This window comes from Bryocella elongata (genome assembly GCF_900108185.1).
In the GTDB taxonomy this organism is placed as follows: Bacteria; Acidobacteriota; Terriglobia; order Terriglobales; family Acidobacteriaceae; genus Granulicella; species Granulicella elongata.
In genome coordinates this window covers 194163-210905 of sequence record NZ_FNVA01000009.1, presented here as the reverse complement: position 1 = coordinate 210905, position 16743 = coordinate 194163, and the positions used below count along the sequence as shown (strand labels likewise).

At 62.3% G+C, this 16743-nt stretch carries 11 protein-coding genes; 7 read left to right on the top strand and 4 right to left on the bottom strand.

The genetic code is table 11. The annotated features are described in order from the left end of the window. The first annotated feature begins 34 nt into the window (after positions 1 to 34). From C4S68_RS21870 to C4S68_RS21840, 7 genes are all read left to right on the top strand, one after another. Complete coding sequence (locus tag C4S68_RS21870) at positions 35 to 1657, top strand: DmsC/YnfH family molybdoenzyme membrane anchor subunit (protein WP_103935245.1); 1623 nt, start codon at positions 35 to 37, stop codon at positions 1655 to 1657. Continuing rightward, entirely contained in the window at positions 1654 to 3906 is a 2253-nt protein-coding gene (locus C4S68_RS21865; RefSeq protein WP_103935244.1) for a molybdopterin oxidoreductase family protein, read from the top strand. Before C4S68_RS21870 ends, C4S68_RS21865 begins: the two co-directional genes overlap by 4 nt. 131 nt (positions 3907 to 4037) lie before the next feature. Then, a complete protein-coding gene (locus C4S68_RS21860; RefSeq protein WP_103935243.1) occupies positions 4038 to 5306 on the top strand; it encodes an MFS transporter in 1269 nt (422 codons plus the stop codon). Positions 5307 to 5413: 107 nt separating this feature from the next. Then, positions 5414 to 6913, top strand: coding sequence for an alginate export family protein (locus tag C4S68_RS21855; RefSeq protein WP_103935242.1), 1500 nt, complete (start codon positions 5414 to 5416; stop codon positions 6911 to 6913). A gap of 97 nt (positions 6914 to 7010) precedes the next feature. Continuing rightward, a complete protein-coding gene (gene queC, locus C4S68_RS21850) occupies positions 7011 to 7718 on the top strand; it encodes a 7-cyano-7-deazaguanine synthase QueC (RefSeq protein WP_103935241.1) in 708 nt (235 codons plus the stop codon). Between the two features lie 2 nt (positions 7719 to 7720). Next, positions 7721 to 8368 (top strand): 7-carboxy-7-deazaguanine synthase, encoded by a 648-nt coding sequence (queE, locus tag C4S68_RS21845; RefSeq protein WP_103935240.1) that lies wholly within the window; start codon positions 7721 to 7723, stop codon positions 8366 to 8368. An 84-nt stretch (positions 8369 to 8452) separates the two neighbouring features. Further along, entirely contained in the window at positions 8453 to 9472 is a 1020-nt protein-coding gene (locus tag C4S68_RS21840) for an acetamidase/formamidase family protein (RefSeq protein WP_103935239.1), read from the top strand. Positions 9473 to 9481: 9 nt separating this feature from the next. On the opposite strand, the gene C4S68_RS21835 is transcribed toward C4S68_RS21840, so the two are convergent. From C4S68_RS21835 to C4S68_RS21820, 4 genes are all read right to left on the bottom strand, one after another. Beyond that, positions 9482 to 11743 (bottom strand): GH92 family glycosyl hydrolase, encoded by a 2262-nt coding sequence (locus tag C4S68_RS21835; protein WP_103935289.1) that lies wholly within the window; start codon positions 11741 to 11743, stop codon positions 9482 to 9484. Between the two features lie 106 nt (positions 11744 to 11849). Continuing rightward, complete coding sequence (locus tag C4S68_RS21830; RefSeq protein WP_235011787.1) at positions 11850 to 13124, bottom strand: dipeptidase; 1275 nt, start codon at positions 13122 to 13124, stop codon at positions 11850 to 11852. A 160-nt stretch (positions 13125 to 13284) separates the two neighbouring features. Continuing rightward, a complete protein-coding gene (locus C4S68_RS21825) occupies positions 13285 to 15018 on the bottom strand; it encodes a zinc-binding metallopeptidase family protein (protein WP_200821617.1) in 1734 nt (577 codons plus the stop codon). A 289-nt stretch (positions 15019 to 15307) separates the two neighbouring features. Beyond that, positions 15308 to 16699: a hypothetical protein gene (locus C4S68_RS21820; RefSeq protein WP_146072270.1), complete on the bottom strand. Its 1392-nt coding sequence runs from the start codon at positions 16697 to 16699 to the stop codon at positions 15308 to 15310. Between the last annotated feature and the right edge of the window lie 44 nt (positions 16700 to 16743).

The window sequence follows — 16743 nt, the reverse complement described above, 5'->3', positions numbered from 1 at the left end:
CCAGCACCTGCACCTCGACCGGAGCGAAGCAAGCGTGGCACTTCCACTACATGATCGCGCGATGGACACCGACAGCGCCGAGCTGGTGCGGCTCACGCTTCTTGAGGGTGGTGCTTCTCCGCAGCTGGTCGCTTCGCTCATCCCCAGCCGTCCGCTCGAGGAAGGCGAACAATATCGCTTCCACTTCGACATGACGAAGTGTATCGGCTGCCGCTCCTGCGAGGTTGCGTGCAATGAGCAGAACGGCAATCCCGCAGACATCAAGTGGCGTCGCGTGGGCGAACTCGAAGGCGGTGTCTATCCGCAGGTAAGCCGCACCTATCTTTCCATGGGCTGCAACCATTGCATCAGCGCGGACTGCCTGAAGGGCTGCCCTGTGGACGCGTACAAAAAGGACCCACTCACCGGCATCGTGATGCACTCCGCCGACGCGTGTATTGGCTGCCAGTACTGCGTCTGGAACTGCCCCTACAGCGTGCCACAGTTCAATCCCGAGCGCGGCGTCGTGGGCAAGTGTGACATGTGCCGCGAGCGGCTCATCGACAACCGCGAGCCCGCCTGTGCCAACGCTTGTCCCGAGAACGCCATCCAGATCGAGATCGTGAACAAGATCGCGTGGACCGAGGACTATTCTCTCGCAGAGTCTCCCGGCATGCCGGCCGCGGGGCAGACCATCTCGACGACCCGCATCACGCTCCCGCAGAGCAGCACTGCGGCAACAGCCTGGCTCGAAAGGGTGGACACCGGCGCTATCGCTCTGGAGCACGCTCACTCTTCGCTGGTCGTGATGACGACCGCGATGCAAGCGTCCTTCGGACTGTTGTGCGGTCTTGCCCTCGTTCGCAACCTGGATGCGGTAAGCCTGCTGCTTCTCCTGCTCGTCACCGCAGCCGCACTCAATGTCTCGGTCTTCCATCTCGGTCGCCCGGCATACGCATGGCGCGCACTGAAGATGTGGCGTCGCTCCTGGCTAAGCCGCGAGGTTCTCTGCTTCACGTTGTTCTTCGGCTTTGTCACCGCCGCAACCTTGTGCGCCTGGACACCTCTGCTGCCGTGGCATCTCCAGCTGCAACGGCTCGTTGCCCCGCTCGCATGGGCGGCAATCGCCTCCGGTGTGGCAGGCACCTATGCGAGCGCATCGATCTATCTCGTCAAGGCGCGCCCCTCCTGGAACATGGTCCACACGCCGCTGGACTTCTTCCTCTCGTCGGCTCTCGTGGGTATTCCACTCCTCTCCGTGCTCGCCCGGCCTGCGTTGATCATTACGGCGTTCCTGCATCGCCACGGCTTTGAAGTAGCGCGGCCTCACTTCACGCTCTATCCACGCCTGCTCGCGCTCACTGCCGGCGTGTGGATACTCAACCAGATGGTTCGCGTCGCCCGCCTGCGTGCCTCAGCCATCTTCGAGCACCGCGCCAGCTTCCACCATCTCCGCGGGGAACAGCTCTGGTGGTGTGTCGCTCTCTCCTGGATCTGTGCCCTTCAGGCAGTCCTCTTCCTGTTTGCGCCACTCCATTGGATGGCGCTGCTTTCGCTATTGGCGGCGACCGCTGCCGTCCTGCTCAATCGTTACCTCTTCTTCGTGTCGGTGGTTCCGCTCAGCATGGGCCTCACCTTCATCCGCGACCGCGGAACCCATGGGAGGGCAGCCGCATGAGCTTCATCGCGAAGAAAAATACGGCGACCCAGCGCGCCAACGCTACATCCGAAGAGCGCATCGCTCTCGCCAAGCCCACGCTGCTGCAGCGCATCACGCGTTGGCTTGGCCTCGACAACAAGAGCAGTCTCTATCGTTACGCGCACGATCCGCGCTTCGGCTATATCTCGGAATCGCGCGTTGCGGACAAGTGGACGAAGACCACCTGCGGCTACTGCTCAGTCGGCTGCGGCATGTTGGTCGGCACAAAGGATGGAAAGCCTGTTGCTGCACGCGGAAACCCTGATCATCCTGTGAACCTCGGCAAGCTCTGCCCCAAAGGGCTCAGCGAACACCTCATCGTGGAAGCGCCTGGCCGCGCGAAGCAGCCTATGCTCCGCCGCAATGGCCGCACCTCTCCGCTGGAGCCTGTCAGCTGGGACGAAGCGCTCGATGTGATGGTGAGTCGCATCGGTTCCATCCAGCAAGAGCACGGGAGAGAATCGCTCGGCGTTATCAGCACCGGCCAGCTCCTCACCGAGGAGTTCTACACGCTGGGCAAGCTGGTTCAGCTGGGATTCCGCACCAGCAACTACGACGGCAACACCACGCTCTGCATGGCCAGTGCAGTCTCCGGCTATAAGCTGAGCTTCGGCAGCGACGGACCTCCCGGCGCGTATGCCGACATGGAGTCGGCCGATGTTGTGCTGCTGATCGGCGCCAACATCGCGGACAACCATCCGATCCTCTGCAACCGCCTGCGCAAGCGGCCCGGGCAACTATTGATTGTCGTCGACCCGCGCGTGACCAAGACCGCGATGATGGCCGACATGCACCTGCCGGTCAAGCCACGCTCCGACATCGCACTGATCAATGGCATCGCGCATATCCTTCTGCGCGATGGGCTCATCGATCGCAGTTACCTCGCGCATCACGCAGATGGCCTTGATGACTTCATCAGCTTCGTCGCAGACTATACCCCTGAAGCTGTCAGCAAGACCACAGGCCTGAGCGTCGCTGTGCTGGAGTCCGTTGCAAGCCTCTATGGTCACGCAAAGTCTGCGTTCATCGGTTGGACCATGGGCGTGAATCACTCGACGCAAGGTGCGATGACGGTCGCGGCGATCAACAACCTCTCGCTGTTGACGGGCAACATCGGCCGCCCCGGCGGCGCACCGTTTTCCATCACCGGCCAGTGCAATGCGATGGGCTCACGCGAGGCCAGCTTCACCTCTTCGTTACCCGGCTATCGCAAGTTCGAGAGCGAAGAAGATCGCAACCAGCTTGCGGCATTGTGGAACGTCGCCCCAAATGACCTTCCGACGAGGCGTGGCTTCGCCTACCCCGACATCGTCGAAGCTTCCGTGCGCGGCGAGGTGAAGGCGCTGTGGATCATCGCGACCAACCCGGTCGTCTCCTTCCCGAATCACAACCTGCTCAAACAGGCCTTTGACTCGGCCGAGTTCATCGTCGTGCAGGATGGCTTCTATCCCACGCCCACGATGGAGTACGCAGACCTCGTGTTGCCTGCTGCCATCTGGGGTGAGAAGGAAGGCACGTATACGAACTCCGAGCGCCGCGTGAGCAAGGTGAATGCCTTCGCCGTTCCTCCCGGCGAGGCCCGTGCTGACTTCGACATCTTTGTCGCCATCGCGGAACGTCTTGGTGTGCGCGATCGAATCTATCCGGGCTGGACCTCAACGCACGATGCATGGCTCGAGTGGCAGCGTGTCTCCGCCGGCCGCATGTGCGACTACAGCGGCTTCACCTGGCAACAGGTGGAGGACGCAGGTGGCATTCAGTGGGGTGGCGAACGCCTCTATCGCGATGGCATCTTCCCACGCGCCAACGGACGCGCACTCCTGCACTGCGTGCCTTGCATCCCCTTCGCCGAGCAGCCCGACGCCGAGTTCAACTTCATTCTCAATACCGGTCGCACCGTCGAGCACTGGCACACGCGCACCAAGACCGGGCAGGTGAAGTTGCTCGATGCCATGGTGCCGAATGCCTGGCTCGAGATGAACCCCATTGACGCCGAGCGCCTCTCGCTCCGTCAGCACGATCGCATCACCGTGACCTCTCGCCGCGCCAGCGTGCCGGATGTGGAGCTTCGCATCACGGGCATCGTTGCTCCCGGGCAGGTCTTCATGCCCTTCCACTTTGCGGAGCACAACAGCAATCTCGTCACGCTGGGCGACTTCGATCCCATCAGCCGCGAGCCCAACTACAAGCAGTGTGCGGTGCGGATTGAGCGCACCAGCTGGAACTGACAGGTTTCGCATCAACTTCTCCTCGTGCCCATGGCCGCCGCGAGGATACCCCGAGCCGAACCAGGACGTTCGCTCACTCCGTACCACCGCAGTCCGCAGTGATCTCATCTTGTGTCTCTCAGGAGTCTTTCGTGGCCAACACCAAAGCGTTTCTCAAGTCCGGACATCCGGGCACGCTGTTCGCGTCCTTCCTCTACTTCGACTTCACGTTCGCTGTCTGGGTGCTGAATGGCGCGATGGGCCCATTCATCTCGCAACAGTTCCATCTGTCTCCAGCGCAGATCGGCCTGATGGTATCGATCCCCACGCTCGCAGGTGCGCTGATGCGTTTTCCGCTTGGTGTGCTCAGTCAGTACATCGGCCGCAAGAACGCTGCCATCGTCGAGATGAGCACCATCATCGTCGCTCTGCTCTTCGGTTACTTCTTCGTGCACTCGTTCTCGAACGTTCTCGCCATGGGCGTGCTGCTCGGCACCGCCGGCGCCAGCTTCGGCGTTGCGCTCTCGCTTGGCTCCGGCTGGTTCCCCAGGGAGTACAAAGGCCTTGCCATGGGCATCGCAGGCGCTGGAAACTCGGGCACGGCGCTCGCTGCCTTCTTCGCTCCGCGTCTCGCCAGGGCCTATGGCTGGTCTCACGTGTATGGCATCGCGGCCCTCTTCATGCTGCTGCCGATCATCGTCATGATCGTCTTCGCAAAAGAGCCACCGGATACCCAGCATCAGACGCTGCGTCAGCACCTCAAGTGCCTCACGGACGCCGATGGCTGGTACTTCAACTTCGTCTACATCATCACCTTCGGCGGCTTCCTCGGGCTCGCCACCTTCCTGCCTTCGCTCTACGTAGCGCAGTTCCACATCGCGAAGACTCAGGCCGGCACGCTGACCATGTTCGCGACGCTGCTCGGCAGCTTGACCCGCGTCGTGGGCGGCTGGCTCGCCGATAAACTTGGCGGCGTGAACGCTCTCTATGGCGTCTTCCTCATTGTGATCGGCGCTCTCATCGGGCTCTCCTTCTCGCCCGCTCTTGGAGCCACGACGGCTCTGTTCATGGTCGCCTTCGCGGCACTCGGAGCAGGGAACGGCGCGACCTTCCAGCTCGTGCCCCATCGCTGGCCGCTCACCACGGCCATCGCCGGCAGCATGATCGGTGAGATCGGCGCGCTCGGTGGCGGCATCCTCCCAAACATCCTTGGGCAGAGCAAGCAGCACCTGGGTTCCTTCGGCCCTGGCTTCGCCGCCTATGCAGCCTTCGCGGCGTGCGTTGTCGTGATGCTGGCCGCCGTCTCGCGCAAGTGGGCGGGCACGTGGATCGGCGCTGGTGGACGTGTGCTCTCTGCATCGGATAGTGTGGTGCGCACCGATGCCGACGTGTTGCCGGAGCAGATTCCCGACGCCGCGTAGGTCTCGCCACATAGAAGCCGGACACTCGCACTGATCCGGTTCGTTCGCCACGGCTGCGGCATTCCGTCGCAGCCGGGCTGGGTGTTTTCAAAATTTAGGAGAGCCTCATGAGAAGTGCATTGCTTGCACTCACCGCATTGGTGTGTGCTTCGGGTCTTGCTGCGCAGACAGCGCCCGTTTCCACCCCTTCGTCCACTCTTTCGTCCGCCCCCGCCGCTTCCAATCCCGTCACCTTCAGCCTCTTCCTTCGTGAGCGCACCAATGCCACCGAGTGGTTCGCCGCGACTCCGAACCCCGAGACCTACGGCCACCAGGACTCCATGCTTCGCCTCGGCATCGCCCAGAAGATCAAAGCCTGGGACTACATGCTCGAGCTTGGACAGAGTGCTGAGCTTGGCCTCCCCACCGATGCTGTATCCATCGTCTCCGCCCAGGGACAGCTAGGGCTGGGCGGCACCTACTACGCCTCCAACAGCAACAACCAGTACCCCGCCGCAGCGTCTTTCCGCCAGGGCTATGCGCGCTACCACTTTAAGGGCGATGCAGACACGCTCCGCATCGGCCGCTTTGAGTTCTTCGAAGGGCAGGAGATGACGCAGAAGAACTCAGCCCTCGCCTGGCTGCAGACCAACCGCGTCGCACAGCGGCTCGTCGGCAACTTCGGCTTCTCGAACGGGCAACGCTCCTTCGATGGCATCGAGGGCCGCCTCGGCGGCAAAGACTGGAACCTCACTGCATTCGGTGGCCGCGCCGTGCAGGGCGTCTTCAACATGAATGCCAACCCCGAACTCAACGTGGATGTCCAGTACCTTGGCTACACGCGGATGCTCGCGAAGCAGCGGATCATCGTGCGTGGCTTTGGCATTGGGTATCACGACGGCCGCACCGGCCTCACCAAGACCGACAACCGCACTGCCGCAGCCCGCGCGCTCGACCACAAGAACATCCGCATCGGCACCTATGGCGGAGATCTCGTGGCCGCTCTTCCCGCAGGCGGCAACACCATCGACTTCGTCGTCTGGGGCGCAGGGCAGTTCGGTACCTGGGGACTCATCGACCACCGCGCCGGAGCGGTTGCTGTTGAAGGCGGTCTGCGTATGGATACGATCCGCACCAGTCCCTGGCTGCGCGGCGGCTACTGGCGCTCCACCGGCGACAACAACAACACCGATGGCGTGCACAACACCTTCTTCCAGATCGCTCCCACGCCGCGCGTTTACGCTCGCTTCCCGTTCTACAACCTCATGAACTCCACCGACTCCTTCGTGCAGATCGTCGACAAGCCATCGAAGAAGCTCGATCTCCGTACCGACATGCACTTCCTCAAGCTCACCGCGCCGGGCGACTTCTGGTACCAGGGCGGCGGCGCCTTCGATAACAAGGTCTTCGGCTTCACCGGACGGCCAGGCAGCGGTGTCGGCACCTCGGGTAGCTTCAGCTCGCTGTATGACATCAGCGGCGACTACGCCATGACCTCGCAGCTGTCGCTCGGCATGTACTACGCGCACGCCTTCGGCAAGACGGTCGTCGGCAACATCTACACCACCAACCGCAACGCCAACTATGGCTACTTCGAGCTGACCTACAAGCTGCAGAAGAAGCTTTAGTCCTAATCCCGCAGGTGCTACATGACGAATCCCCGCCAGGCATCATGCCGGGCGGGGATTCGTCGTTTGTGGCGGCCAATCAGCTAGACTTAAGGAGATGTCTGAAGGAACCGGCAAAAAGGCGATCGTGCTGCTCAGCGGCGGTCTTGATTCCACCACCGTCGTGGCGATGGCGCACGCCCAGGGCTATGCGGTCTACGCTCTAAGCTTTGACTACGGCCAGGTCCACAAGGCCGAGCTTCATGCCGCGGCGCGTGTCGCAAAGAGCCAGAACGTGGCGCAGCACGCGATCATCAAGCTCGACCTCGCGGCGCTTGCTCACTCGGCGCTCACCGGCAAAGGCGACGTGCCCAAGGATCGTTCGCTGGAAGAGATTGGCGAAGGTGTGCCCGTCACCTACGTGCCCGCGCGCAACACGGTCTTCCTGTCCCTCGCACTCGCATGGGCAGAAAGCCTCGGAGCCACCGACATCTTCATCGGAGTCAATGCGCTCGACTACTCCGGCTATCCCGACTGCCGCCCTGAGTTCATCCACGCCTTCGAGACCATGGCGAACCTCGCTACAAAGATCGGCACCGACGGCCAGCGCATCACCATCCACACGCCCCTCATCTCGATGACCAAGGCGCAGATCGTGCAGGCGGGCATCGCGCTCGGCGTGGACTACAGCATCACCACGACCTGCTACGACGCCTCCGATGATGGCGCGGCCTGCGGTTCCTGCGATGCCTGCCTCCTGCGCCGGCGCGGCTTCGAAGAGGGCGGCATCGCCGACCCCACGCTCTACCGCGGGCTTACGGAATAGCCATGGCCTACTCCGTCAAAGAGATCTTCTACACGCTGCAGGGCGAAGGCGCGAACGCTGGTCGTCCCTCCGTCTTCTGCCGCTTCGCTGGCTGCAACCTGTGGACCGGTCGCGAAGAGGACCGCGCCTCCGCAATCTGTAAGTTCTGCGATACCGACTTCATCGGCACCGATGGCGATGGCGGCGGCAAGTTCGCCACAGCACGCGAGCTCGCGCAGGCCGTCGCAGCCAGGTGGCCCGCAAGTACAGAGAGCCAACGCGGAAAGTCTCAGCGCTTCGTCGTCTGCACCGGCGGCGAGCCGCTGCTGCAACTCGATGCCGCCCTCATCGCCGCGCTTCACGAAGAAGGCTTCGTCATCGCCGTCGAGACCAACGGCACCGTCGCCGTGCCCGACGGCATCGACTGGGTCTGCGTCAGCCCCAAGATCGGGTCGAAGTTCATCGTCGAGCGCGGTCAGGAGCTCAAGCTCGTGTACCCACAAGAGGTTGATCCTGATGACTTCCTCAAGCTCGACTTCGAGAACTTCTACCTCCAGCCCAAGGATGGTCCAGACGCCGCAGCTTCCCTCGCCGCGACCATAGACTACTGCCGAGCTCATCCTGCCTGGCGGCTGAGCCTGCAGACGCATAAGATCATCGGCATTCGCTAACTATCCCGAGGCAACTGCGAGATGCTGCGGTAGGATGAACTCACCGCAACTGATATCTCAGCTTCCCCGGAGCTCCGTGTGAGAATGCATCGCCTTGCAGCCATCGCCGCTGTACTGGGCCTTCCACTGTTTGTCGTCTCGACATCCACCGCGCAGTCCGCGCCGCAGACCCTGCTCGCCACGCCATCGACCGTCGCCTGGGGCTACTACTCCGGCTCGGCCAAGCCTGCTCTCACAGTTCACTCTGGCGACACCGTCATCATGCAGACGCTCTCCACCTGCGGCAACGTCGATGCTCTGAAGCGAGATGGCGTGCCGGAAGATCAGATCCCCGCCTACGTGAAGCCGATCTACGATGAGGTCAAGGACAAGGGCCCCGGAGGCCACATCCTCACCGGCCCTGTCGCGATTGAAGGCGCGGAGATTGGCGATGTGCTCGAGGTGCAGGTCGTCAAGATCAACATCGATACACCGTGGGCCTGCAACCACTTTCGCCCCGGCGCCGGCTTTCTGCAGGACGACTTCCCCTACTCCGGAGACAAGATCATCCCCCTCGATCGCGAGAAGATGATTGGCCACTTCGCGCCCAATATCGATATCCCGCTGCATCCCTTCTTTGGCAGCATGGGAGTCGCGCCCGGTCGCATGCGCATCAGCAGCGCTCCTCCGTGGATGCACGGCGGCAACATGGACAACAAGGATCTCGTCGCGGGCACCACCATCTACTATCCCGTGCTCTCGAAGGGCGCACTCTTCGAAGCAGGCGACGGGCACGCAGGCCAGGGCGATGGCGAGGTCGACATCACCGCGCTCGAGACGAACCTCACCGGCACCTTCCGCTTCATCGTGCACAAGGACATGCACTTGCGCTGGCCGCGTGCAGAGACGCCAACGTCTTATATCGCCATGGGCTTCTCGCCTGACCTGAAGACAGCCGCCGAGATGGCGACTCGCAACATGATCAAGTTCCTCGTCGAGAACAAGCACATGACCGAAGCCGACTCCTACATGTTGATCAGCGTGGCCTGCAATCTCAGCATCACGCAGCTCGTGGACACCAACGATGGAGTTCACGTCACCTGCGCGAAGAGTCTCTTTAAGTAGGCCAGTCGCTCATTGCGGTGTGGACGAACGCACCGCAATCAGCGGCTTCGCGGCAATCGGCGTAGGCCTCCACTGCGCGGCCCACTGCGAGGGCTTCGCGCCCATCACAAATCGTAGATGCGATCCCGCCTGGATCTGCTCCCATGTAATCACCGGGATGTTCAGCGGCCTGCCGTTGATCGTCGCGCTCTGGATATACATGTTCTCAGCGGAGTTGTTCTCCGCATCCACGCTGAATGTCTTCCCGTTAGCCAGCTTCAGCGACATGCGGCCGTACATCGGGCTTCCGATCATATATTCGCCGCTCGCCGGGTTCACGGAATAGAAGCCGAAGGCCGTGAACAGCAACCACGCGGACATCTGTCCGCAGTCGTCATCGCCATCCAGGCCACCCGGGCCGAAGCCATACTCCTTCGCCGCGATCTCGCGCACCTTGGCCTGCGTCTTCCACGGTTGGCCCGCGAAGTCATAGAGGTATGGGTAGTGATGGCTGGGCTCGTTGGAGTGCACGTTGTGACCGCCGGCGAAGTGCTGGTCGAGCTTCGCGGCGTAGTTGTCCGCACCGCCCATCAGGTCGAGTATCCCAGCCTGATCATGGAACGGAGCCCACGTGTACACCCACGAGCTGCCCTCGGTCCATCCCGACTCCGACCGGTTGCCCGGGTTATCGCGCTCGCCGCCAATCGGCGCCCAGCTGCCATCGGACCTGCGTCCGTCCATCAGCCCATACTTCGGGTTGTAGAGGTTGCGATCGTTCAGCGAGCGGCTCAGGAAGAACCCGTAGTCCTTCGTGCGGCCAAAAGCCTTCGCAATCTGCGCTACGCACCAGTCGTCGTAGCTGTCCTCCAGTGTCGAAGACGCGGCCTCATCGGTCTTGTCCACCGGGATGTATCCGAGCTGCTTGTATAGCGTCAGGCCTGCCCGGGCTTCGTAGGGTGTGTGCGGTTCGCGGTCGGACCATCGCCTCGTGAGGTCGCCGTCCGGCGGCGTCATCGCATCCTTGTACACCGCAGCCCAGGCCGTCTCGCGATCGAAGCCATGGAAGCCCTTGCGTACGGCCTCGGCAACCAGCGAGTCCGCATGCGTCGCAATCATGATGTTCGTGTAACTCGGGTTCGGCCACTTCGGCATCCATCCGCCTTCGCGAAAGTCCTGCAGCAGCGCGGTGATCATGCCATCCACGCGCTCTGGAGCCACCAGCGTCAGCAGGCTGTTCTCGGCACGAAACGTATCCCAGATAGAGAACGAGGTGTAGCTCGCTCCATTGTGCACAGCGTCGTCATAGGCGCTGTAGTAGCGGCCATATTCGGAGAACTCGCGCGGATACAGCAGCGAGTGATAGAGCGCCGTATAGAGCCGCGTCTTTTCCGCATCCGTCGCACCATCGATCTTCAACCGCCCAAGCTTCTCCTCCCACGTCGCATGCAGCTTCGCCCGCGCACGTTCAAAGTCCCAGTCGGGAAGCTCCCGTCGAAGATTGTCACGCGCCTGTTCTGCGCTCAGGAAGGATGTGCCCACGCGCACAAGTACCGTCTCGCCGGCAGCGAACTCCGCATACGCACCGTGCGGCAACGTCTTGTCTTCGCCGTCGAAAGTCCTCTCGTTCGTTGGCGCCTGCTCAAACTCCACAACGGAGTAACCACGAAAGTTCGGCAGGGCCAGCGGCCCAAGGTGTTTGTCCATGCGGTCGGGATTGTCGCCGACGATGTCATGCGTTGTGCCATCGATGGCAACATGCCCCTCGATGCCTGCCCGCGCCGTCTCCACGAGCACACGCCCAGCTACGCCTTTGGGGAAGGTGAAGCGCAAGAGAGCGCAGCGATCGGTTGCCGTCATCTCGGCGTGAATGCGCTGGCCATCAGGTGTGCGCAGCCACACACTGTAGCGGTCCGGGCTCGCCTCTTCTTCGCGATGGTCGTACGCAAGCCCGCGCTCCTGCGGCAACACGCGCAAGGGGCCAGTCTGCGGCATCAGCGTGACGTAGCCGTAGTCCCCCATCCAGATCGCAGGCTGATGCGTGCCCATGAATCCCGTGATCTGCGGATCGTCATAGTTGTAACTCGTCACGCTGATCTTGTTCTGCCGCGTCTGCGGCGTCCAGTCCGTCATCGCGAACGGAGGCGCAACGAACGGCATCGTGCCTCCGTAGCCAATCGCGCTTCGCTGCGTACCAACCAGTGGGTTCACGTAAGAGACGGCATCGCCACGCTGGGCGGAAATCGCCGGTGCGAGGAGAGAGCAGAGCGCGAGCGAGAGGGCAGCAGTCTTCACAGCCGCCAAGTATACGAGCCTCCCATGAGACGAAGGCAAGCGATTTCTGATAGCGCAAACAGAAAAGGCCCGCTCCAGGAGCGGGCCTCGCCTGACAGCCGCGAATTTACTTTGCAGTAGCGATCGTTGTCTCGATCGGCGCCTCGTTCTTCAGCTCCTCCGCCCGCTTCTCCACCGCCCGCATCACGCGCAGCAGGTTGCCGCCGTAGATCTTCTTGATGTCCTCGGCGCTGTATCCCTTCTCCAGCAACGCGCGGGTCAGCGCAGGGAACTTGTTGTAGGAGTCGAGGTCCGATGGCACGCACGCTACGCCATCGAAGTCGGTGCCGATGCCCACATGGTCGATGCCACCGATCTTCACCGCATGGTCGATCTGCGCGACGACATCCTGCAGCGTCGGTGGCGGAACTTTGCTGGCGAACTCGGCGCGCATCTTCTCGATCGCTGCCTCCTTCGCGGCGGGGTCCTGGATCTTCATGATCTCGCCATACTGCGCGCGCATCGCGGTCTGCAGCGGCTTGGATTCGTCATCGTAACGCTGCGACAGGTAGCCGCAATCGAAGTTGATCTGCATCGTGCCGCCATTCTTCGCCAGCGCAACGATCATGTCATCCGTCATATTGCGCGTGTTCGACGAGATCGCGCGGCACGACGAGTGCGAAGCGATGATGGGTGCGCTCGAAGCTTTGATCGCTGCATAGAATGTGTCGTCGGCGGTGTGCGAGATGTCCACCATCATGCCCAGGCGATTCATCTCGTGGACCACATCCACACCGAAAGGCGTCAGTCCGCCATGATGCTTTACGCTCTCATTCGTGATGTCGCCCTGCGCGTCCGCCCAGTTGTTGGTGTTGAAGTGCGTCAGCGTCATGTAGCGAATACCCAGCGCGTAGTAGTCGCGCAGCAGGCGCAGCGAATCCTCAATCGCATGGCCGCCTTCGATGCCCATCAGCGCGGCGATCTTCTTCTCCTTGTGCGCTCGCTCGATGTCCGCTGCGGTCGTCGAGAAGACAAAGTCATTCGGATGCTTCAGGACCACATCGGTCCGCACCGTGTCGATCATCTCCAGTGTGCGGTTCGCCGAATGATGATCCTTGTCATAGCTCGCATCAACGAACACCGCGAAGAACTCCGCACCCAGGAAGCCCTTCATGCGCGGAAGATCCGTCTGCCCGCGCTTGTTGGGCGTGGCGATGTCATAGCCCTCCACGGTCTGCGAGGTCACATCATCGTGCGTGTCGATCAGGATCGCTTCGCGCGTGATCTTGTCGACCTCGGCCTGCGTAACAGGCTTGGTGCGCGGCGTCTGCGCCATCAGTGGCGATGCAATCGTGAGCGTAACTGCAATGGCGGAGAGAACAGAACGTGCGGACGGGGACACAGGCAAACCTTTCAGGGCGGATGTGGCTTCTGGCTGGGTATGGCTTCTGTTGAGGTGCGGACTCTTCTTTTGTAGCATCTGCGTGGAGTACCGGCCCAAAGCAAAGGCAACGGCCGGCCACGCAAGAAAGCATTGGCCGGCCGCGTTTTACCGCTGTTGCCTACTGGATCGAGCTGTCGTCATCCTCGTCGTCGCTGGCTGCGGCTGGGCCTTTGGGAGTGGAAGCCGTGCGCACCGTCGGGTACTTGATGCCGAGCTGCTCCAGGTACGTCCCGTACTTACTCGGGTCGTAGTAGAACTTCTTCATCTGCTCGCGGTAAGTCGCCATCGTCTTCTCGTTGAGCCAGATCGCAGGCTTATCGCCCGGACGCAGCAACGGAATGTACTTCTGGTCCTTGGTCTGCACGTTGACGAAGTAGTCCTTCGCCGCGGCCATCAGGTCAGGCTTGGTCAGCAGGTCCAGCAGCGTCATCGCCTGCACCTTGGCGCCCGCGATGATGCCCTTATGCGCGATGGGCGTTGCCATCGAGATTGCGTTGGCCCAGTTGTGGCCTGGCATCTCGGGAATGTTCGAGGGATACCGCAGCACGATCGTCGGCACTACCCAGCTCACATCGCCGATGTCATCCGATCCGCCGCCGGTGAACTGCTCTGCAGGCCGCGGAGGCCGCAGCTCATCGAGCTTGGTCGCAAGGCCCTTCGGCTCCTGCTTCAGCTCCGTCTGGATCGCCTTCGCGAGCTTCTGATCGTCGTCGCTCCACACCGGCAGCCCAACGAGCTTCGCGTTCTCGGTAGAGTCCTCCGCCATGGCCTTGTTGAAGTGGCCTGGCCATGCGGCGCCCAGCACTTCGCTATCCCACGTGGTGCCGGTCATGATCGACGCTCCGGTCGCCATCTTGTCGCCCGTGTCCCACAGGCCCTTGATGTGCTCGTAGTCAGCCTCGCGGAAGTAGTACCAGTCGCTCGCATGCTGCGGCACCACGTTGGGCTGGTCCGCGCCATCGGGGATCACGTTGTGCGAACGCTGCTGCAGGCGCAGGTGTTCGCGCTTGAAGTTCCAGCCCACATCCATCAGCTCGACGGCATCGAGCGCCGAACGCCCACGCCATGGCGCTGCAGCCGAGTGCGCGCTCTCGCCGTGGAACTTGTACAGCACCGAGATCAGCCCGTTCGACGAAGGCCCACCCCAGCCTGTGCCGAGGTTGTCGCCCACATGCGCGAACAGCACCGCATCGACGCCCTTGAAGTAGCCATCGCGCACGTAGTAGGCCTTCGATCCCAGCAGCTCTTCAGCAACGCCCGGCCAGATCTTCAGCGTGCCCGGAATCTTCTGGTCGATCATCATCTGCTTCACGGCCAGCGCCGCGAGGATGTTCACCACGTTGCCCGAGTTATGGCCCTCGCCATGCCCCGGAGCCCCCGGCACGATGGGATCGTGATACGCCACACCAGGCTTCTGCGAGGCCTGCGGGATGCAGTCGATGTCCGATCCCAGCGCAATCACTGGCCCACCTGTGCCGTTGGTCCAGGTCGCCATGAACGCCGTGGGGATGCCGTCGATCCCGCGCTCGACCGTGAAGCCGTTCTTCTCCAGCACGTCGACGAGATACTTCGACGTCTCGAACTCCTGGAACCCCAGCTCGCCAAAGCTGAAGATCATGTCGTTCATCACCTGCGCCTGCTTGGCCTGCTTGTCGATCGCTGCAATCAACGCCTGCTTGCGAGCTGCGTTGCTGTCAGGCTTCGTGGCAGCGGCTGTCGTGGATTTCGCTGCGGACATCGCTTTGCTCTGCGCGACCATCGCAGAAGGGACAAGCAGTACAGCGGCAGCGCCAAGTGCAGCCCAGCGTCGTGCCGGAGAGCTTCTGTGGCGGCGTGAGTTGTTCGGGGACATCGATTCGCTCCTTGGTGATTGCAGGTTGAAAGGGCGCAGCAGAGAAAAGGAGAGGCGTTCCGGTTTCGCCCGGAGACATTGCAGGGTATGCAGCGCTCATCAAGTCCCGGAACAGATGCGGCGACTCACGACCCGCCGTTGTATGGCGTTGGATCGAGAGCGAGCGTGCTGCGGAGACGAGGGCCGCGGCGTTTCATAGATGGCCCGGAACAGCGGCCAGACAAAGGGGTGTTGGCGGAAGTGTAACAGGGGAGAAAGCTGCAGCCCAAGCCGCGGGACCGAACACCGCCTAGCGCTTGCGCCAGGCCACGATCTCCGCCGAGAGCGGCGTCGCTGCCAGCCTCGTCGTCCGAAGCAGCACCTCAAAGTGCCGCAGCGAAGGCTCATGCATCACGCTTTGAAGGTGACGCAACTGATCTTCGGAGGTGAGGAACTCACCCGCTGCCTCCGTGGCTTCGGCCGAGGTCCCTTCGAGCAGGATCACCTCACCGTGCCCATCCTCACTCGGCAGCGAGGCGACGACGCTGTAGCCCACCGAGGCTCCCGCCTGCGCTGGAGCTTCATAACTCGCCTGTTCTCCACTCCCCGGCTGCCGATTCGTCACCGACATCAGCTGGTGGAAGCCGTTCGATACGACCAGGAAGTTCAGCCGCGATTCGAACAACGAACTCCATGGGTTGGAGTAGCTGCTGCCGATCAGCACCAGGTTGTCCGTCTTCAGCGTCGGTGGTTCGAGCGTGCGAGCGTACACAAGGTTGAGGTTCGGCGAGCGCGGTGCGAGCGACAGGATCCGACGCGCTACCTGGAAGTCGCCGAAGCTGCCATAGTTCCTGTCCACCAGCGCGGTGATCGCTGACTTGAACTCAGGCGCCAGCTGCGACTGGTTCAGCTCTGTCACATAGGTGTGCTTCAGGTACTGGTCGAGCGGGATCTGGTGCCCAAGCACATCTTCGGCCTGGGTAAACGAGGTGTCCGCCAGCACCACGTCCGTAGTCCGCGAGCTTTCGAGAACGGGTGACCAGAAAGCACGTACTGTGGGCCCGCCGCGCCCAACTGCTGCAGCACCCGCCGCGCTGCGCCACGCGATGGCGAGTGCGATGCAGGCACAAAGCAGCACCCCGATGAGCGCGAACAGCAACCTTCTCTCAACGCCGCTGGGGCTTGAGGTCGATGCAGGCAGAGGATGCGCTTCGATTCGAGCCGTGTCCGCCTGGATGGCCATGACCGCATGCTCGATGGGGACCGAGACGCCGGTAGTTGGCGGCGTCGGGGGTGCGCTCGTCTCCGGAATGAAGAACCTTGGCGCGTAGCTGCCGCGCGGGATGTCGAACCACACCGGCTCGCGTGCGCCCTCTGCCGCGAAGTACGCCGTGATGCGCTTGCGAAGCTCCGAGGCATTGACGCGGACGATGTTGTCCACGCCCGTGTCGTAGTCCGCCGGCCGTTCGAAGACATGAACGCCGATCTCCTGCTCGCTGACCGGAACCTCCGGCTGTTCAAGGGTGCGTCGGCTCACGTAGTGGAGGAAGTCGCGCAGCCGCGCCGCGCGACGCACCTCCGCAGACTCACAGATCCGCTCCACCACCCTCCGGCAAGCTTCAGGATCCAGTGGCGCAGACGAGCGAGCTGTTCCCGGCGACTCGCGAAGGCCCTTCGTCTCGCGCTGCAGGGTCACTGACACTTCGAATCCAACCTCACAAGCCTATGCCGGGCCTTCGTCAAAAA